Here is a 19112-nt window from a genome sequence, read left to right as displayed (position 1 = left end):
AGAAAATTTGACCAAGCCACGCTTTCCTTTCTCTCAAAACCCCTATTTCCCCTATGATTTTGCGCCTCGGTGAACCGATCCAGCTCTCAGGCATCTGTTCTAACGTTCGTCGCGTTTGGCCAAAGGCATGTCCGAACTCATTTACCAATCTCTGTCGCCAGGATCGGCGCGGGATTGTTTCGAGAAAGGTTGTATTTATGCACCGCAGGAATCTGCTCAAGGCCTCCATGGCCTTCGCCGCCTACACCGGGCTGTCGGCTTCAGGGCTCATGGCCGCACGCGCCTGGGCCGCCGATCAGACTGCCGACGGCGAAGCCCGTCCCTTCGATTTCAACGGTTTGAAGGATCAGGCCCGGAGGCTGGCCGAGAGCCGCTACGTCGACACCAAGCAAGTCCTGCCACCCACCCTGGCGCAAATGTCGCCGCTGCAGTTCAACGCCATCCAATACGACGTCAACCACTCGTTATGGAATGACCTGGAAGGGCGGCAACTGGACGCACAGTTCTTCCACGTCGGCATGGGCTTCAAGCAGCCGGTGCGCATGTACAGCGTCGATCCGAAGACGCGTATGGCCCGTGAGGTGCACTTCCGTCCGGAACTGTTCAACTATGAGAAAACCACGGTCAACACCTCGCAACTGACGGGTGACCTGGGCTTCGCCGGCTTTCGTGTCTTCAAGGCGCCGGAGCTGGATCGGCACGACATCGTTTCGTTCCTGGGGGCCAGCTATTTCCGCGCCGTGGATGCCAGCGGCCAGTACGGGCTGTCGGCCCGGGGCTTGGCCATTGACACCTACGCCAAGAAGCGCGAGGAATTCCCGGATTTCACCAAGTTCTGGTTCGAAACCCCGGACAAGAACAGCACCCGTTTCGTGGTCTACGCCCTGCTCGACTCCCCCAGCGCCACCGGTGCCTATCGGTTCGACATCGATTGCCAGCCGACCCGGGTGGTGATGGAAATCGATGCCCACATCAATGCCCGTACCGCCATCGAGCAACTGGGGATCGCCCCCATGACCAGCATGTTCAGTTGCGGCACCGTCGAACGGCGCATGTGCGACACCATTCACCCGCAAATCCACGACTCCGACCGGCTGGCCATGTGGCGCGGCAACGGCGAGTGGGTCTGCCGTCCGTTGAACAACCCTGCCACGCTGCAATTCAATGCCTTCGCCGACAACAATCCGAAAGGTTTCGGCCTGGTGCAGACTGACCACGACTTCGCCAGTTACCAGGACACCGTGGATTGGTACAGCAAACGCCCAAGCCTTTGGGTCGAACCGACGACGGCGTGGGGCGAAGGCTCGGTGGACCTGCTGGAAATTCCTACCACCGGAGAGACCCTGGACAACATCGTCGCGTTCTGGACGCCGAAAAAACCGGTGGCCGCCGGTGATTCGCTGAACTATGGCTACAAGCTCTACTGGAGCGCGCTGCCGCCGGTCAGCACCGACCTGGCCCACGTCGACGCCACCCGTTCAGGCATGGGCGGTTTTATCGAAGGCTGGGCACCGGGCGAGCATTACCCGACCGTCTGGGCACGTCGTTTCGCCGTGGACTTCAGCGGCGGCGGCCTCGACCAATTGCCGCCGGGCACCGGCATCGAACCGGTGGTGACCTGCTCCCACGGCGAAGTGAAGGACTTCAATGTGTTGGTGCTCGATGCGATCAAGGGCTACCGCATTACCTTCGACTGGTACCCGACCGACGACCGGGTGGACCCGGTGCAGATGCGCCTGTTCATTCGCACCAAGGACCGCACCTTGAGCGAGACCTGGTTGTACCAGTACTTCCCGCCTGCGCCGGATAAGCGCAAGTATCCCTGACAGTGATCGGGTGTCTGGGCTGGCCCTATCGCGAGCAAACTCGCTCCCACAGTAGATTGATGTTCTACCCTGTGGGAGCGGGCTTGCTCGCGAAGACGGCAGCATAAGCACCAGCGATTTCAGAGATGAAAAAGCCCCGGCCAATGATGACCGGGGCTTTTTGTTTTACTCGGCACTCAATCGCGTAAATCCGACTCATGAATCGGCTGGTCCCGATGCGTAGCCCGCTGGTACTGCGCCGGCCACGTGGCCTTGCGGCCGCCCAGGTCATCATCGGCATGCAGGGCCCAATATGGATCGCGCAACAATTCGCGGGCCAGGAAAATTATGTCGGCCTGGCAGGTGCGCAGGATATGTTCGGCCTGGGCCGGTTCGGTGATCATGCCGACGGTGCCGGTGGCGATTTCCGACTCCTTGCGCACCCGCTCGGCGAAGCGTGTCTGGTAACCCGGGCCGGTGGGGATTTCCGCATTGGCGGCCGTGCCGCCCGAGGACACATCGATCAGGTCCACTCCCAGCGCCCTGAAGCGCCGCGCCAGCTCCACGGTTTCATCCGGGTTCCAACCGTCCTCGACCCAATCGGTGGCGGAAACGCGAACGAACACCGGCAACTCTTGCGGCCATACGGCCCGGATCGCTTCGGTGACTTGCAGCACCAGGCGGATGCGGTTTTCGAAGGAGCCGCCGTATTGATCGCGCCGCTGATTGCTCAAGGGCGACAGGAACTGATGCAGCAGATAACCATGGGCCGCGTGGACCTCGACCACCTTGAAGCCGGCCGCGAGGGCCCGCTTGGCCGAATCCACGAAGGCCTGGATCACCCCGGCGATCTGCCCTTCGTCCAACTGCACCGGCTGGGTGTGTTGCGGGTCGAAAGCAATCGGCGACGGACCGACCGGCACCCAACCGCCATCCTCCGGTTTGACGCTGCCATGCTTGCCCAGCCAAGGTCGCCAGGTGCTGGCCTTGCGCCCGGCATGGGCCAGCTGTATGCCCGGCACGGCCCCTTGGGCGGTGATGAACCGGGTGATGCGTTGCAAGGGTTCGATCTGTTCATCGTTCCACAGCCCCAGATCCTGGGCGGTGATACGACCGTCGGCGGTCACGGCGGTGGCTTCGGTGAACACCAGGCCGGCACCGCCCACGGCGCGACTGCCCAAATGCACCAGGTGCCAATCGTTGGCCAGGCCATCGGTGCTCGAATACTGGCACATCGGCGATACCGCGATGCGATTGGGCAGGGTCAATTGGCGAAGGGTATAGGGTTCCAGCAGCAGACTCATGGGGCACCTCTCGAATCAGTGGGCAGGCTCCAGGGTTCTGTTTGAAAAGTCGACGAGTGACAATAAGGTGCAACACCCGCCCCCGCGGGCAAAAAATTCGACAAGACGTCACAAGGGCTATCAAGCAGTGCTTAGAGCCTAGTCGACAACCCGGGAGGCAGGAGGGTTCAGAACTTAAAAACCGACGGTGTGACCAGATTACTCTCGATCGGGCCTGTGACTTTGTGGCGAGGGGATTTATCCCCGTTCGGCTGCGCAGCAGCCGTGAGCCCGAGCAATGCCGTTTGGCTGAAGGAATACGGTGCTGGGATATTTTGGGGGCTGCTGCGCAGCCCAGCGGGGATAAATCCCCTCGCCACACATCATCACTTGATCAATAGCATTTGTGCCTACCGCGGTTCGATATGGACAATCATCAACTGCACCGTTTCCTGGCCGCGGAACTCGTTGAGGTCGAGCTTGTAGGCCAGTTCCACCCAGCGCACGGTAGGGTTTGGCCAGATCTCGCGGTCGATGCCGAAGGCGATGCCGTCGAGCTTCACCGAGCCGCACTCGCTCTTGAGAATGACCTTCAGGTGCCGTTCGCCCACTACGCGTTGTTCGACCAACTGGAACACGCCATGGAACATCGGTTCCGGGAAATGCTGGCCCCAGGGACCGGCATGTCGCAGCGCCCGGGCCAGTTCGAGGTGGAATTCCTCCACCGCCAGGGTGCCATCCGACAACAACCGGCCGGTCAGGTCTTCTTCGCGCAATTGCCGGCGCACTTCCGCGTCGAACGCTTCGGCGAACAACGGAAAATTCGCTTCCGGCAACGTCAATCCCGCCGCCATGGCGTGACCGCCGTACTTGCTGATCAGGGTCGGATGCTGCGCCGCCACCACGCTCAGTGCATCGCGAATGTGAAAGCCCGGTACCGAGCGCCCCGAGCCCTTGAGCAAACCGTCCCCAGCATCGGCAAAGGCAATGGTCGGGCGGAAATAGCGCTCTTTCATCCGCGAGGCGAGAATGCCGATGACCCCTTGGTGCCACTGCGGGTCGAACAGGCACAAACCGAATGGCATCGACTCCACTGGCAGGTCCTTGAGCTGAGCCAGGGCTTCACGCTGCATGCCCTGCTCGATGGACTTGCGGTCCTGATTCATGCCGTCCAGTTGCGCCGCCATCTCCCGCGCCAGGGCCGGGTCGTCGGTAAGCAGGCATTCGATGCCCAGGCTCATGTCGTCCAGGCGCCCTGCCGCATTCAGACGCGGCCCGAGGATAAATCCGAGGTCGGTGGAGGTAATCCGTGAAGCGTCGCGCTTGGCCACTTCCAGGATCGCCTTGATGCCGGGCCGGGCGCGGCCGGCGCGAATCCGCTCCAGGCCCTGGTGCACCAGGATCCGGTTATTCGCGTCCAGGGGCACCACGTCGGCCACGCTGCCCAGGGCCACCAGGTCGAGCAATTCGCCGATGTTCGGCTGGGGTGTGCTGGCGTACCAACCCAGGCTGCGCAGACGGGCCCGCAGCGCCATCAGCACATAGAAAATCACGCCGACCCCGGCCAGGGCCTTGCTCGGGAACTCACAGCCTGGCTGGTTCGGATTGACGATGGCGTCGGCCGCCGGCAGTTCGAGGCCTGGCAAGTGGTGATCGGTGACCAACACCTTGAGCCCCGCCGCTTTCGCCGCCGCCACGCCTTCCACGCTGGAGATGCCGTTATCCACGGTGATCAGCAACTGTGGCTCGCGGGTCAAGGCTACTTCGACGATTTCCGGCGTCAGCCCGTAGCCATATTCGAAACGATTGGGCACCAGATAGTCGACATGGGCCGCACCGAGCAGGCGCAAGCCCAGCACGCCCACGGTACTGGCGGTTGCGCCATCGGCATCGAAGTCACCCACGATTAGGATGCGCTGGCGTTGCTCCAACGCCGTTACCAACAGGTCCACCGCGGCGTCGATCCCCTTGAGCTGCTCAAAGGGAATCAGGCGCGCCAGGCGCTTGTCCAGTTCAGCCTCGGACTGCACGCCGCGTGCCGCGTACAGGCGGGCCAACAGGGGCGGCAGGTCACCGAGAAATGGCAGGGTGTCGGGCAGTTGGCGGGGTTCTATGCGCATGGGGTGACGACATTTCTCTGGATAATCGTGAAAATTCTGGCAGGGAGCTTGTGTGGGAGCGGGCGTGCTCGCGAAAGCGGCGGCACATTCAACATAAATGCAAACTGATCTACCGTATTCGCGAGCAAGCTCGCTCCCACAATGAGTTCACTTGATGCCGGGGCGGATCAACCGCGCTCGCCCAGCAACCACTGCAACTGGACTTCATGCTGGCCACGGTCGTCGGTCACGAAAATCGTGCCCTCGCTGATCATCACATCCCACTTGATCACCCGGGGCATGTCCTGGGCCAGGGTTTCGAGCACCTCCTGGGGCACGGCGGCGATATTGACGTTCTTCAGGTTCTTGACCGCCGGGATCACCTTGCCTTCCCAGACCCGCAGGCTGCCATAGGCCAGCAGGCTGGTGCGCTCGGTCCGGCGCGAGCACCAGGTCAGGCGATCGGCATCCGGCTGGCCGACTTCGATCCAGTGCAGCACACGGTCATCCAGGCTTTTTTCCCACAGCGCAGGCTCATCAACGTCTGACAGACCACGACCAAACGCCAGCAGCTCGTTGTACCAGAACGCGTAGGCCAGCAGGCGCACGGTCATGCGTTCTTCGGTTTCCGAAGGGTGGCGGGCAATGGTCTGCTTCACATTCTCGTACACATTGCGGTCGAGGTCGGTGAGGTTCAGTTCAAACTTGTAGGTCGTGGACGGCTGGGCCATGAACGGGCTTCTTGATACGAGGAAAGGCGGCAAGTCTAACCGATGACGCAGGCAATCCACGAATTGCCGACCATCAACCTGCGGCGACCGGCCCTGGCCTATGATAAAACGCTCTATTCGTTCTGCCTTTGTCCTACAGGATCCGTCATGTCGCTTACTGCCAAACCCCTTGCCGGCGTCAAAGTCATCGAACTTGGCACCTTGATCGCCGGGCCCTTCGCCTCGCGCATCTGCGGCGAATTCGGTGCCGAAGTCATCAAGGTCGAATCGCCCGACGGCGGTGATCCGCTGCGCAAGTGGCGCAAGCTGTACGAAGGCACCTCACTGTGGTGGTTCGTCCAGGCGCGCAACAAGAAGTCCCTGACCTTGAACCTCAAGCACCCCGAAGGCCTGGCGATCCTGAAAAAACTGCTCGGCGAAGCCGACATCCTGATCGAAAACTTTCGCCCCGGCGTGCTGGAAAAGCTCGGCCTGGGCTGGGATGTGCTGCATGCCCTGAACCCGAAACTGGTGATGGTGCGGCTTTCGGGCTTCGGCCAGACCGGGCCAATGAAAGACCAGCCGGGGTTTGGCGCGGTGGGCGAATCCATGGGCGGCCTGCGCTACATCACGGGGTTCGAAGACCGCCCACCGGTGCGCACCGGGATTTCCATCGGCGATTCCATCGCCGCCCTCTGGGGCGTGATTGGCGCATTGATGGCCCTGCGTCACCGGGAGGTCAACGGCAGCACCGGACAAGTGGTGGACGTGGCCTTGTACGAAGCGATTTTCGCCATGATGGAAAGTATGGTGCCGGAGTTCGACGTGTTCGGCTTCATCCGCGAGCGCACCGGCAATATCATGCCTGGCATCACCCCCTCGTCCATCCACACCAGCGCCGATGGCAAGCACGTGCAAATTGGCGCCAACGGCGATGCGATCTTCAAGCGCTTCATGCAGATCATCGGCCGTGACGACCTGGCCAATGACCCGCAACTGGCCAGCAATGATGGCCGTGACAGTCGGCGTGACGAGCTGTACGGGGTCATCGATCGCTGGGTCAACGCGCTGCCGCTCGATAGCGTTATCGACCAACTGAACCAGGCCGGGGTGCCGGCCAGTCGGATCTTCAGCGCCGAGGATATGTTCAGCGACCCGCAGTTCCTGGCCCGTGAGATGTTTCTGCAGGCCAAGCTACCGGACGGCAAGGCGTTCAAGATGCCGGGGATCGTACCAAAGCTCTCCGACACCCCGGGCACCTGCGAATGGGTCGGGCCGGCACTGGGCGAGCACAACGCCCAAGTGCTCGGCGAACTGGGCTACGACCCACAGCAGATCGCCAAACTGCGCAGCGACGGCGCCATTTGAGGCACTGCAGGGGAGCAGTCGCTGGAGATCAAACTGTGGGAGCGAGCTTGCTCGCGATGGCGTCGGCCCAGTCGACTTGATGTTGACTGGCACACCGCAAGCGCGAGCCAGCTCGCTCCCACGAACATAAACGCCGGGCAAAAAGAAACCCCGAGAAGTGGGGAGACGACTCGGGGTTAAACGTGACCACTCAAGGTCCGTACAACAAGCGACAAGCACCGGAGCACAATGCTCGCTCTTGCTGGTAAAGGGTCTGACTCATCAAGACGTAGGAAGGTTCCCACAAAAGCCCAGTCAATTCGCCGCGACCATGACCTTGTCGCGCGCCAGATTGCGCAGCGCCGCAATCACACAGGGCTCCAGGCGCCCCTCGGCAATCAGCACATCGCGATGCAGGCCATCGACTACGTCCGTCAACTGACGCTTGTCGGTCAATTGGGCCTGATTGAACACTCGCTCGACCATGATGACCCCGCTGGCATTCTTCAGCGTCACCCGGCATTCGCCCTTGGCGCCGGAGGGAGTCAGCGAGACCTGATACGGGCTCAAGGCTTCATTCAGCAATAGGCTGATACTTTCCATTCGCTCACCCTTCAATAGTCCGAAACAACTGCATGTGCACAGTAAATGACCGTGGGCCGCAGCAGAAAGTTCGTCAGCGCACCGAACCGGCATGCCTTCAACCTGTTCAACCGAGCATGCGCGTCCAATATGACAGGCAAACAACAGCGTTCTCCAAGAGTCGTTACGGGGTGACCGCCGGCTCGGCCAAGCCCCTGTCGCAACGACGCCACCGCCGCCCGACATCGGTCCAGCCGCCCAGAATGCCGCGCAACTGTCCATCAGCTCCATAGAACGGCACCGACCAATGATAGATTTCCCGCAATCTGCCGTTGAACATCAATTGCCGGTCGACGAATCGAGACTGGCCGGTGCGCAATTGCTCCATCACTTCTCCATGCAGCAGCTCGGCGGTGGCCGGCGGGAATGATGCCGAGTCGGTAAGCCGCGTGCCCCGCAGTTTTTCGAAGCGGGTCGCAAACTGGTCTTCATAGCTTTTGTTGCACATGATCAGGCGCCCTTCCAGATCACAGATGAAAATCGGGTCGGGAATGGCATCCATCAAGGCTCGCTGGAGCATCAACTGGTCCTTGAGGACCGCTTCGGCCTTGAGGCGTTGGTCGATCTGTATCTGCAGGCGGCGGTTCCACAGCAGGGACAAGAGGCCAAACACCAGGACCACGGTCACACACCAGTAGCCCCAACGGGAGATCCGCTCCCAGATCGATGGCGCCTGGACGGGAGTCGCACCGGCCATCCATTTCGAACGCAGTGCACGCATGTCCTCGGCGGGGAAGGCTTCCAGCGCTTTATTCAAGATACTCAACAGCACGGTCAGGTCCTGGCGCACCGCCAGGTAGTCCGGTTCCCACTTGCCCTCAAGGCCGCTGCCGACCTGCAACTGCCCGGCGGGATAGAGATGCACCCCGGTTTCATTTTCGATGGTGGCATAGGCTTCCCGGCTCTCTACCAGCGCCCGCGCCTCGCCAAAGGTCTTGGTCGTGCGCAATTTGATCGCCGGGTAATCGCGCCTGATTTCCGCTTCCAATGCATGCCGTGCCGGCAACGCCAGGACCTTGCCTTCGAGCTGCTCCAGCGAATGCAGGGACGACTCCCCGTCACGGCCGACGAATACCCAACCGGAACCACCGAATGCATGGCTGAAACTCAGGAAGTCCCGACGTTCTTCATTCATCGCCAGCAGGGTCGTCATGTCGGCTTCGCCATTCTCCAGCATTGTCAGCAACTCGCCGGGAGAGAACGATTCCCGATGCACGAACTCAAGGCCGGTCATGTGCGCGATGCGCTGGAGAACGTCGTGGTTCAACCCATTCCACTGCCCCTGTTCATTCCTGAACAGGTACAACGGAAACTGCATCGTGGCCACGATGACCCGGGGGTTCTCCTTGATCCATTTCAACTCCTGCGCGTCCAGCACCAGCCGTTCGCCGGGGTTGGGTGGTGGTATTTCGAAAGCCGCCAGCGGCGCCGCGTTGCCTCCCTGCGTCCAGTACATCAGGGCCAGCCCCATTACCCAGCCCAGGGCTGGTTTGCCTTTGATAAAAAACGACATCTGCATTTCCTTCGAGATGACTCGCCCATCCCTCCAAGGGCGAAAACCCGGCCAGTTTGGCATGCAGAAACAAGAAAGCCCGTCAGGAGACGGGCTTCAAAATGTGACAGGTTTACCCGGTCAGAGTGGCTTGCCGCGATTGCCATGCTGGCTGACAAAGGCCTGCACGGCTTTCAAGTCGTTGGGCAACACGGTGCAACGCTCATCTCGCTCAAACAAATCAGAAAGATGCGCAGGCAGTTCGAGCGCTTTTCCTACACCGGCTTTCTCCACCGCTTCCGGGAACTTGACCGGGTGTGCCGTGCCCAGGATCACCATGGGGATGTCCAGGCTGCGACGGCATTCACGGGCCGCCCTGACGCCGATGGCCGTGTGCGGGTCGAGCAGTTCGCCGCTCTGGGCGAACACCTCGGCGATGGTTTCGCAGGTCTGCTCATCATCCACGGCCAGGGAGTCGAACAACTTGCGAGCTTCGGTCCAGCGCTCAGGCTCGACGCTGAAACCGCCACCCTGGCGGAAGCTATCCATCAGCCCGGCAATCGCCGCACCGTTGCGACCGTGCAGGTCGAACAGCAGGCGCTCGAAGTTCGACGACACCATGATGTCCATCGAAGGCGACAGCGTGGCGTGCAGGGTTTCCTTGACGTACTGGTTGCCGCTCATGAAGCGGTGCAGGATGTCGTTGCGGTTGGTGGCGACGATCAATTGGTTGATCGGCAGCCCCATGTTGCGCGCCAGGTAACCGGCGAAGATATCGCCGAAATTGCCGGTCGGCACCGAGAACGATACGGAACGGGCTGGACCGCCCAATTGCAGGGCTGCGTGGAAGTAATAGACGATCTGGGCCATGATCCGCGCCCAGTTGATCGAATTCACCGCCACCAGCCGCGTACCCTTGAGGAAGCTCTGGTCGGCGAAGCTGGCCTTGACCATCTCCTGGCAGTCATCGAAGTTGCCTTCGATGGCGATGTTGTGGATGTTGTCGCCGAAAATCGTCGTCATCTGTCGACGCTGCACTTCCGAGACCCGGTTGTGCGGGTGCAGAATGAAAATGTCGACGTTTTCGCAATGCTTGCAGCCTTCGATGGCCGCCGAACCGGTGTCGCCAGAGGTGGCACCGACGATCACCACGCGCTCGCCACGCTTTTGCAGCACATAGTCCAGCAGGCGACCGAGCAGTTGCAGGGCGAAGTCCTTGAACGCCAGGGTCGGACCGTGGAACAGCTCCATGACCCATTCGTTACCGTTGAGCTGACGCAACGGTGCGATGGCATTATGGGAAAAGACCCCATAGGTCTCTTCCAGGATCTTTTTGAAATCGGCGTCCGGGATACTGCCGGTGACGAACGGGCGCATGACCCGGAACGCCAGCTCGTGATACGGCAGGCCGGCCCAGGAAGCGATTTCCTCCTGGGTGAAGCGCGGCAGGTTTTCCGGCACATAGAGACCGCCATCCGTGGCCAGGCCGGCCAGGAGGACATCTTCGAAATTCAGGGCCGGTGCCTGGCCGCGGGTGCTGATATAGCGCATTTTTGGCAAACCTTCGGTTTGAGCTTCAAGGTCAAGCTGCACGCGACAAGTCAAAGCGGCTCGGCTTCTACTTGCGGCTTGCAGCTTATAACTTGCCGCTAAATTAATTCAAATGTTCGACGCGGATACGGACCACCGGCCCAACGACACCCTGGAGCGCTTCCAGCGCCGCAATCGCGTCGTTGATGTTCTGCTCGACCACCCGGTGGGTCAGCAGGATCATCGGCACCAGGCCGTCGTGCTCCTCGACTTCCTTCTGCATGATCGACTCGATGTTGATGCCGCGTTCCGAGAGAATACTCGCCACTTGGGCCAGCACGCCCGGATGGTCCTTGGCCTGGATGCGCAGGTAGTAGGAGCTTTCGCACGCCTCGATCGGAAGAATTGGGTGCGCCGACAGCGAATCCGGCTGGAAGGCCAGGTGCGGCACACGGTTTTCCGGGTCCGAGGTCATGGCGCGAACCACGTCCACCAGGTCGGCAATGACCGAAGAGGCCGTCGGTTCCATGCCCGCGCCGGCGCCGTAGAACAACGTCGAGCCAGAGGCATCGCCGTTGACCATCACCGCGTTCATCACGCCGTTGACGTTGGCGATCAGGCGATCGGCCGGGATCAGCGTCGGGTGCACGCGCAGCTCGATGCCGCTGGCGGTGCTGCGTGCCACGCCCAGGTGCTTGATGCGGTAGCCCAAGGCTTCGGCGTAGTTCACGTCAGCGGTGGTCAGCTTGGTGATGCCTTCGGTGTACGCCTTGTCGAACTGCAACGGAATGCCGAACGCAATGGACGCCAGGATCGTCAGCTTGTGCGCTGCGTCGATGCCTTCCACGTCGAAGGTCGGATCGGCCTCGGCGTAGCCCAGGGCCTGGGCTTCGGCGAGCACGTCTTCGAAGGTGCGACCCTTCTCGCGCATTTCGGTGAGGATGAAGTTACCGGTGCCGTTGATGATCCCCGCGACCCAGTTGATGCGGTTGGCCGACAGGCCTTCGCGGATCGCCTTGATCACCGGGATACCACCGGCCACGGCGGCTTCGAATGCCACGATCACGCCCTTCTCGCGGGCCTTGGCGAAAATCTCATTACCGTGAACAGCGATAAGCGCCTTGTTCGCGGTGACCACATGCTTGCCATTCTCGATGGCCTTGAGTACCAGCTCGCGGGCAACGGTATAGCCGCCCAGCAGCTCTATGACGATGTCGATCTCAGGGTTCGTGGCCACTTCGAAGACATCGTTGGTAATCGCAATACCGGTCGTCTGGAACTGAGGCTTTGGCGTGCGCATGGCAATTTGTGCCACTTCGATCCCACGCCCGGCACGACGAGAAATTTCCTCGGCGTTGCGCTGAAGTACGTTGAAGGTGCCGCCACCGACGGTACCTAACCCACAGATGCCTACTTTGACCGGATTCACTCTTGACTCCCCATGAAACGGCCGACGCAAGGTCGGCCGTGAAATACAGCCGCGCAGCAACGCGGCTCTGTGTTTAACGGCCCGACGAATGTGTTCGCCGAGCCGTGATCTTCAAAAGCGGACCGCCCATGATCATTTCGCGCTCAGGGCCAGTTTGGCCACTTGTGGTGCCGGCTGGTAGCCCGGAATTACCTGACCATCGGCCAAAACAATCGCCGGCGTACCGTTCACGCCTATTGACTGTCCGAGCGCAAACTGCTTGGAAACCGGATTCTCGCACTTGGCGGCCTTGATTTCCTTGCCGTCGACCATCTTGTCCATGGCCGCTTTCTTGTCCTTGGAGCACCAGACCGCCTGCAACTGCTCATCGCCCGGCGAGCCCAGGCCCTGGCGCGGGAACGCCACATAGCGCACTTCGATGCCACGCTTGTTCAGTTCCGGCACTTCGGCGTGCAGCTTGTGGCAATACGGGCAGGTGGTGTCGGTGAACACTGTGATGTGGGACTTGGTTTCACCGATCGCCGGATAAACCACGGTTTCAGCGACCGGAATGCCGTTGATCAACTTGGAAATACCCTGGCGCTCGGTCATCTCGGTGAGGTTGACCGGCTTGCCGTCCTTGAGCTCGAACAGGTTGCCCTGAACGATATACTGGCCGTCGGCGCTGGCGTACAGCACGCGGCTGCCCTTGAGCTTGACTTCATAAAGGCCGGCCATGGGGCTGGCCGAGATGGCTTCGATCGGCACTTCGAGCTGAAGGTTTTCCAGGCTTTTGCGGATAGCCTTGTCGGCCGCGTCATCGGCGACGGCGAAGGTACTGGCCAACGCAATGGCGACGGCGGTGAACATCTGGATCAAACGCATGGGGACTCCTGAGGCGAACAAATGAGACGGGAAACGCCGACCCGCAGATTCGGGTTCCAACCGCCCACTGTGCAAACCGGCAAAGCCTACCACATAAGGCCGGCGTGGCCGAATGCCGCTGACGCACGACGTTTTGTAAGCACACACAGGATTGATGTCGGCTGACACGCCATCATCGCGAGCAAGCTCGCTCCCACAGGGATTTTTGGTGGACGCGCAATTGCGGTCTGGCACAGCTCCAAAATGTGGGAGTGAGCTTGCTCGCGATGGCGTCAGCATTGACGACATCGCGGCAGATGTCATCCCCGTGGATGATGCTTGGCATGCAAGTCCTGCAACCGCGCCCGGGCGACGTGGGTGTAGATCTGAGTGGTGGACAGGTCGCTATGGCCGAGCAGCATCTGCACCACCCGCAAGTCGGCGCCGTGATTGAGCAGGTGTGTGGCGAAGGCATGGCGCAAGGTGTGGGGCGAGAGGGATTTATTGATCCCGGCCACCTTGGCCTGGTGCTTGATGCGGTGCCAGAACGTCTGGCGAGTCATATGCTCGCCGCGCAGGCTGGGGAACAGCACATCGCTGGGGCGTCCGCCCAGCAATTCATGACGGGCATCGCGCATGTAACGCTCGACCCAGACAATCGCTTCCTCGCCCATCGGCACCAGGCGCTCCTTGCTGCCCTTGCCCATCACCCGCAGCACGCCCTGGCGCAGGTTGACCTGTTCCAGCGTCAAGCTGATCAACTCGGTGACGCGCAAGCCACAGGCATACAGGACTTCCAGCATGGCCCGGTCGCGCTGACCGATGGCCTCGCTGAGATCGGGTGCCGCCAGCAGTGCCTCCACATCGGCTTCCGACAGGGACTTGGGCAACGGACGCCCCAGTTGCGGCATTTCCACGCGCAAGGTCGGGTCTACCGCGATCAGCTTTTCCCGCAGCAAATAGCGATAAAACCCACGCAGGCCGGAGAGAAACCGCGCGGTCGAGCGGGGTTTGTAGTTCTGCTCCAGGCGCCACGCCAAGTGATCGAGGATCAATTCCCGGCCGGCATTGACCAGTTCCAGGTGATTTTCCTGCAACCAGCCGTTGAACAACGCCAGGTCGCTGCGGTAGGCATCGCGGGTGTTATCGGACAGGCCCTTCTCCAGCCATAGGGTGTCGAGAAACTGGTCTATCAGCGGATGATCGATGGCTGGCATAAGAACTCTTGAAGGATGCGGGCACACACGGCATCGAAATGGAAAATGAAGCTATGCAGGGTGCTCAAAGCGCAAATCGCAGGCAACAAAAAAGCAGCCCGCAGGCTGCTTTTTTTGCATCGGAAGCTGGACTTAAGCCAGTTTTTCCTTGATGCGAGCTGCTTTACCCGACAGGTCACGCAGGTAGTACAGCTTGGCTTTACGTACGTCACCGCGACGCTTGACAGCCATGCTGTCGATTTGCGGGCTGTAGGTCTGGAAAGTACGCTCTACGCCAACACCGTTGGAGATTTTACGAACGGTGAATGCACTGTTCACGCCACGGTTACGCTTGGCGATAACGACGCCTTCGAACGCTTGCAGACGGGAACGGTCGCCTTCCTTCACTTTCACCTGGACGACAATGGTGTCGCCTGGGGCAAAGGTAGGGATTTCTTTGGTCATCTGCTCTGCTTCGAGTGCAAGGATGATTTTGTTAGTCATGCTGTGCTCCTAAGGCGAGTCGTCGGACTCACCATCGATACGTTGTTAACTATCGTCCCGCTCGCGGATGTATTCCTCGAGCAGCTTCTTCTCTTCTCCAGAAAGCGAGCGGCTTTCCAGAAGATCGGCGCGTCGTTCGTAGGTCCGACCAAGGGACTGCTGCAAACGCCAACGCCGGATGTGCGCGTGGTTGCCACTTAGCAACACGTCGGGAACACGCTGATCCGCATACACCTCCGGTCGGGTGTAGTGCGGGCAATCCAGCAGACCATCCGTAAAGGAATCTTCCTCAGCGGAATCTGCATGCCCTAAAGCTCCAGGCAGCAGTCGTGTAACCGCATCGATCAGGACCATCGCCGGCAGCTCGCCGCCAGACAGTACATAGTCGCCAATCGACCACTCTTCATCGACATGAGCTTCAATGAAACGCTCGTCAATGCCTTCATAACGGCCGGCAATCAGGATCAATGCATCCGATTTCGCCAGCTCGCGCACCGCCGACTGAGTCAGCTGGCGGCCTTGGGGCGACAGGTAGATCACCTTCGCACCCTCCCCGGCTGCCGTCCTGGCCTGAACCAGCGCATCTTCCAGGGGCTTGATCTTCATCACCATGCCCGGACCACCGCCAAACGGGCGATCGTCCACAGTGTGATGCCGATCCGTGGTGTAGTCCCGCGGATTCCAACAGGTGAGCTGCAACAGCTCCTGTTTCACCGCGCGGCTGGTTATGCCGTACTCGCTGATGGCGGAAAACATCTCGGGAAACAACGTGATGACTTCAACGCGCAAATTAGCCACGTTTAGAAATCCGCATCCCATTCCACCTTCATCTCGCCTGCGGCAAGGTCGACGGCCAACACGCATTGCTCGGTATAGGGCAACAGGCGTTCGCGATCATCCAGGCTGCCGACGCAAGGCTTGACCACCATGACATCGTTCGAACCGGTCTCGAGCAGATGATCGATTTTCCCGAGCAATTGCCCGAGGTGATCGATGACCTTCAGACCCACCAGCTGGTACCAGTAGTACTCGCCGTCGGTCAGTTCAGGGAACAGGTTGCGCGGCACGCAGATCTCATAACCGGCCAGAAGACGAGCTTCTTCACGATCATCGAGACCCTTGAGCTTCGCGACCAGGAACTTGTCGTTCCCGCGTCCGCTGACCAGCTCCACCTGTTTCACGCTACCTTCGCGCTTGAGCGTCCAGGTTTTGTAGTCCAACAGGTTCTTGATCGGATCAGTAAAGGAATACACCTTCACTTCGCCGCGAACGCCATGTACAGAATAGATCTTGCCGACAACGATCAAATCATCAGCATCTTTTGGCGTCGCGTTCATATTGCTCAGGCCGCAGCCTTAGCCGATTCCTTCAACAACTGAGCAACGCGCTCAGAAGGTTGTGCACCAACGCTCAGCCAGTAGGCTACGCGCTCTTGGTTCACGGACAGACGAACTTCCTGACCACGGGCAACAGGGTTGAAGAAACCAACCTGCTCCTTGTGGGAACCGTCACGCGGGTTGCGGCTGTCGGTTACGGTCAGGTGGTAAAACGGGCGCTTTTTGGAGCCGCCAAGGGCAAGACGGATTGTTAGCATGTGAACATCGTTCCTGTAGTCGGTGCTGCAAATCTAAATGCACAGCGGGCATAGGTGCCCGAAAGGCCGCATATTCTAAGGAATATCCGGACTTTTGCAAATGTCTTTTTCCGGCGCCTGGCGCCATGCGATCAAGATTTGCCATAGAGCCGTCATGAAAAACGGCAGGTCAGCTCCCGCATAGCGCGGGTTTGCTGGAGATCCCCGCATCCGTGCGGGGCGACGCCGGCATGACAGCCGGCGCAGATTCTTTACATTTTCGGCATGCCGCCGCCGGGCAACATACCGCCCATGCCGCGCATCATCTTGGCCATCCCGCCCTTGGCGGAGAATTTCTTCATCATCTTCTGCATCTGCTTGTGTTGCTTGATCAAGCGACCGATGTCCTGCACCTGGGTGCCGGAACCCATGGCGATGCGGCGCTTGCGCGAACCGCTGATCAGCTCAGGGTCGCGGCGCTCGGCCGGGGTCATGGAGTTGATGATGGCTTCCATCTGCTTGAACTGCTTTTCAGCCGCGCCCTGGGCATTGCCCATCTGCGCCAGGTTCACGCCACCGATGTTCGGCAGTTTGTCCATGAGGCCGCCAAGGCCGCCCATGTTCTTCATTTGTTGCAGCTGGTCGCGGAAGTCTTCGAGGTCGAAGCCCTTGCCCTTCTTCAGCTTCTTGGCCAGCTTGTCGGCCTTGTCCTTGTCGAGGGTCTGCTCGGCCTGCTCGATCAGGCTGAGCACGTCGCCCATGCCGAGGATGCGCGAGGCTATACGCTCGGGGTGGAACGGCTCGAGCGCTTCGCTCTTCTCGCCCATGCCGATGAACTTGATCGGCTTGCCCGTGATGGCACGTACCGACAGCGCGGCACCGCCACGGGCGTCACCGTCGACCTTGGTCAGGATCACGCCGGTCAGCGGCAGTGCATCACCGAACGCCTTGGCGGTGTTGGCCGCATCCTGGCCGGTCATGGCATCGACCACGAACAGGGTTTCCACCGGATTGATCGCGGCATGCAGCGCCTTGATCTCGCCCATCATCTCTTCATCGATGTGCAGGCGACCGGCGGTATCGACGATGACCACGTCGATGAACTTGAGCTTCGCTTCCTTAATAGCTGCCTGGGCGATGTCCACCGGCTTCTGGCTCAGGTCGGACGGGAAAAACGTCACGCCGATGTCGTTGGCCAGGGTTTCCAGCTGCTTGATCGCCGCCGGACGGTAGATGTCCGCCGACACCACCATCACCGACTTCTTCTTGCGCTCCTTAAGGAAGCGCGCCAGCTTGCCGGCTGTCGTGGTCTTGCCCGCGCCCTGCAGACCGGCCATCAGCACCACCGCTGGCGGTACGGCGGCGAGGTTCAGGTCTTCGTTGGCGGCGCCCATCAGGCTTTCGAGCTCGGCCTGGACGATCTTCACGAACGCCTGGCCCGGCGTCAGGCTGCGCGACACTTCGGTGCCGACGGCGCGTTCCTTGACCGAATTGACGAAGTCCTTGACTACCGGCAGGGCGACGTCGGCTTCGAGCAACGCCATGCGCACTTCGCGCAGGGTGTCTTTGATGTTGTCCTCGGTCAGTTTCGCCTTGCCGGTGACATGGCGCAGCGTCTGCGAGAGACGGTCGGTTAGGTTTTCAAACATGCGCGATCCTTTCAGGCCCAGATGAGACCGGGATAATGGCGGCCCAGACCGTGAAAAATGTGCTCGGCGAGCCTGCGGCGTGGGCAGGTCGCGGATTATAGCGAAGAAGCGTGCGGCGTACACCTGCTGTGGTCTTTCGTGTGGAGGGGGTTCTATGCCAAACTCAGCGCCTTTCGGGCTTGCCTAACAGGATTTATGCTCCCCTTGTCACCCAGCTTGCTTGCCACCCTCGCCGCCGCTTGCCTTTATGCCGCTGCGACCCTCTATCAAGGCACCCGCCTGGCCACAGGTGCCAAGGCGAACAAACGCCTGCTGGTCACGCTTGGCGTGCTGGCGGTGCTCGGCCACGCGGCCAGCCTTTATACCCACCTGATGACACCCATCGGCCTGGGCCTGGACTTTTTCAACGCCGCCAGCCTGATCGCCGTCGCCGTGATCGCCCTGACGCTGCTGGCCTGCTCGCGCATTCCCGTGGAAAACCTGCTGGTGCTGCTGTTCCCGCTGGGGCTGGCCACGGTGCTGCTGGCGCAGTTCGCGCCGTCGGGCACCGTGCAGATCATCGACGAAGAACCGGGCATCCTCGCCCACATCCTATTGTCGATCCTCGCCTATGGCCTGTTCACCATCGCCGTGTTCCAGGCCCTGTTGCTGCTGGTGCAGGACCACCAGCTCAAGAACAAACACCCCTCCGGGCTGATCCGCAACTTCCCGCCGCTGCAAACCATGGAAAGCCTGTTGTTCGGTTTCCTCTGGGCCGGCTGGAGCCTGCTGTCGCTGTCATTGATCTCCGGCTGGTTGTTCGTCGAGAACCTGTTCGCCCAGCACCTGGTACACAAGACCTTGCTGGCCTGCCTGGCGTGGGTGGTCTTCAGCGTGCTGCTGTGGGGCCGCAACCGCCTCGGCTGGCGTGGGCACAAAGCGATTCGCTGGACCCTGGCCGGTTTCTGCCTGCTGATGCTGGCGTACTTCGGCAGCAAGCTGGTCCGTGAATACATCCTGCATATCTGACG

17 protein-coding genes are annotated in these 19112 nt (G+C 60.6%); 3 read left to right on the top strand and 14 right to left on the bottom strand.

Features of this window, described 5'->3' with window-relative positions; genetic code table 11:
- Positions 1-197 precede the first annotated feature (197 nt).
- A complete protein-coding gene (locus tag BT125_RS15345; protein ID WP_060739047.1) occupies positions 198-1826 on the top strand; it encodes a glucan biosynthesis protein D in 1629 nt (542 codons plus the stop codon).
- A gap of 176 nt (positions 1827-2002) precedes the next feature.
- Here the strand turns inward: BT125_RS15345 and BT125_RS15340 are convergent, their stop codons facing one another.
- From BT125_RS15340 to BT125_RS15330, 3 genes are all read right to left on the bottom strand, one after another.
- Positions 2003-3109: an NADH:flavin oxidoreductase/NADH oxidase gene (locus BT125_RS15340; protein WP_072408178.1), complete on the bottom strand. Its 1107-nt coding sequence runs from the start codon at positions 3107-3109 to the stop codon at positions 2003-2005.
- Between the two features lie 389 nt (positions 3110-3498).
- Positions 3499-5208 (bottom strand): single-stranded-DNA-specific exonuclease RecJ, encoded by a 1710-nt coding sequence (gene recJ / locus BT125_RS15335; protein WP_072408176.1) that lies wholly within the window; start codon positions 5206-5208, stop codon positions 3499-3501.
- A 167-nt stretch (positions 5209-5375) separates the two neighbouring features.
- Complete coding sequence (locus BT125_RS15330; RefSeq protein WP_003198109.1) at positions 5376-5918, bottom strand: YaeQ family protein; 543 nt, start codon at positions 5916-5918, stop codon at positions 5376-5378.
- A gap of 147 nt (positions 5919-6065) precedes the next feature.
- Between BT125_RS15330 and BT125_RS15325 the strand changes: the two genes are divergently transcribed.
- Positions 6066-7265 carry a CaiB/BaiF CoA transferase family protein gene (locus tag BT125_RS15325; RefSeq protein ID WP_072408175.1) on the top strand — a complete coding sequence of 400 codons (1200 nt, stop codon included), beginning with the start codon at positions 6066-6068 and terminating at the stop codon, positions 7263-7265.
- A 294-nt stretch (positions 7266-7559) separates the two neighbouring features.
- Here BT125_RS15325 and BT125_RS15320 read toward each other — a convergent pair whose 3' ends face one another.
- The 11 genes from BT125_RS15320 to ffh form a co-directional block, all read right to left on the bottom strand.
- The gene (locus BT125_RS15320) at positions 7560-7847 is read right to left on the bottom strand and encodes a DUF3509 domain-containing protein (RefSeq protein WP_060739052.1); all 288 of its coding nucleotides are present in this window, start codon (positions 7845-7847) and stop codon (positions 7560-7562) included.
- Positions 7848-8010: 163 nt separating this feature from the next.
- Positions 8011-9399, bottom strand: a complete 1389-nt coding sequence (locus BT125_RS15315) for a transporter substrate-binding domain-containing protein (protein ID WP_072408172.1) — start codon at positions 9397-9399, stop codon at positions 8011-8013.
- A 120-nt stretch (positions 9400-9519) separates the two neighbouring features.
- Positions 9520-10929 (bottom strand): threonine synthase, encoded by a 1410-nt coding sequence (gene thrC, locus BT125_RS15310; protein ID WP_063322824.1) that lies wholly within the window; start codon positions 10927-10929, stop codon positions 9520-9522.
- Between the two features lie 103 nt (positions 10930-11032).
- Complete coding sequence (locus BT125_RS15305) at positions 11033-12337, bottom strand: homoserine dehydrogenase (protein ID WP_072408170.1); 1305 nt, start codon at positions 12335-12337, stop codon at positions 11033-11035.
- A 132-nt stretch (positions 12338-12469) separates the two neighbouring features.
- Positions 12470-13201 carry a bifunctional protein-disulfide isomerase/oxidoreductase DsbC gene (gene dsbC, locus BT125_RS15300; RefSeq protein WP_072408168.1) on the bottom strand — a complete coding sequence of 244 codons (732 nt, stop codon included), beginning with the start codon at positions 13199-13201 and terminating at the stop codon, positions 12470-12472.
- A gap of 299 nt (positions 13202-13500) precedes the next feature.
- Positions 13501-14397, bottom strand: coding sequence for a site-specific tyrosine recombinase XerD (gene xerD, locus BT125_RS15295; protein ID WP_072408166.1), 897 nt, complete (start codon positions 14395-14397; stop codon positions 13501-13503).
- A gap of 132 nt (positions 14398-14529) precedes the next feature.
- Positions 14530-14880 carry a 50S ribosomal protein L19 gene (gene rplS, locus BT125_RS15290; protein ID WP_003175895.1) on the bottom strand — a complete coding sequence of 117 codons (351 nt, stop codon included), beginning with the start codon at positions 14878-14880 and terminating at the stop codon, positions 14530-14532.
- Positions 14881-14925: 45 nt separating this feature from the next.
- Positions 14926-15699: a tRNA (guanosine(37)-N1)-methyltransferase TrmD gene (trmD, locus tag BT125_RS15285; RefSeq protein WP_170842268.1), complete on the bottom strand. Its 774-nt coding sequence runs from the start codon at positions 15697-15699 to the stop codon at positions 14926-14928.
- Complete coding sequence (rimM, locus tag BT125_RS15280; RefSeq protein ID WP_058544503.1) at positions 15681-16217, bottom strand: ribosome maturation factor RimM; 537 nt, start codon at positions 16215-16217, stop codon at positions 15681-15683. Before rimM ends, trmD begins: the two co-directional genes overlap by 19 nt.
- A gap of 5 nt (positions 16218-16222) precedes the next feature.
- Positions 16223-16474 (bottom strand): 30S ribosomal protein S16, encoded by a 252-nt coding sequence (gene rpsP / locus BT125_RS15275; protein ID WP_003198088.1) that lies wholly within the window; start codon positions 16472-16474, stop codon positions 16223-16225.
- A 251-nt stretch (positions 16475-16725) separates the two neighbouring features.
- A complete protein-coding gene (ffh, locus tag BT125_RS15270) occupies positions 16726-18102 on the bottom strand; it encodes a signal recognition particle protein (RefSeq protein ID WP_060739058.1) in 1377 nt (458 codons plus the stop codon).
- Positions 18103-18297: 195 nt separating this feature from the next.
- On the opposite strand from ffh, the gene BT125_RS15265 reads away from it, so the two are divergent.
- A complete protein-coding gene (locus tag BT125_RS15265; protein ID WP_060739059.1) occupies positions 18298-19110 on the top strand; it encodes a cytochrome C assembly family protein in 813 nt (270 codons plus the stop codon).
- The last annotated feature ends 2 nt before the right edge of the window (positions 19111-19112 follow it).

Origin of the sequence: Pseudomonas sp. NFACC04-2 (assembly GCF_900119265.1) — a bacterium.
Classification (GTDB): domain Bacteria; phylum Pseudomonadota; class Gammaproteobacteria; order Pseudomonadales; family Pseudomonadaceae; genus Aquipseudomonas; species Aquipseudomonas fluorescens_AA.
Note: the sequence above shows the minus strand (reverse complement) of the source record. Positions and strands in the feature narration are given on the sequence as shown.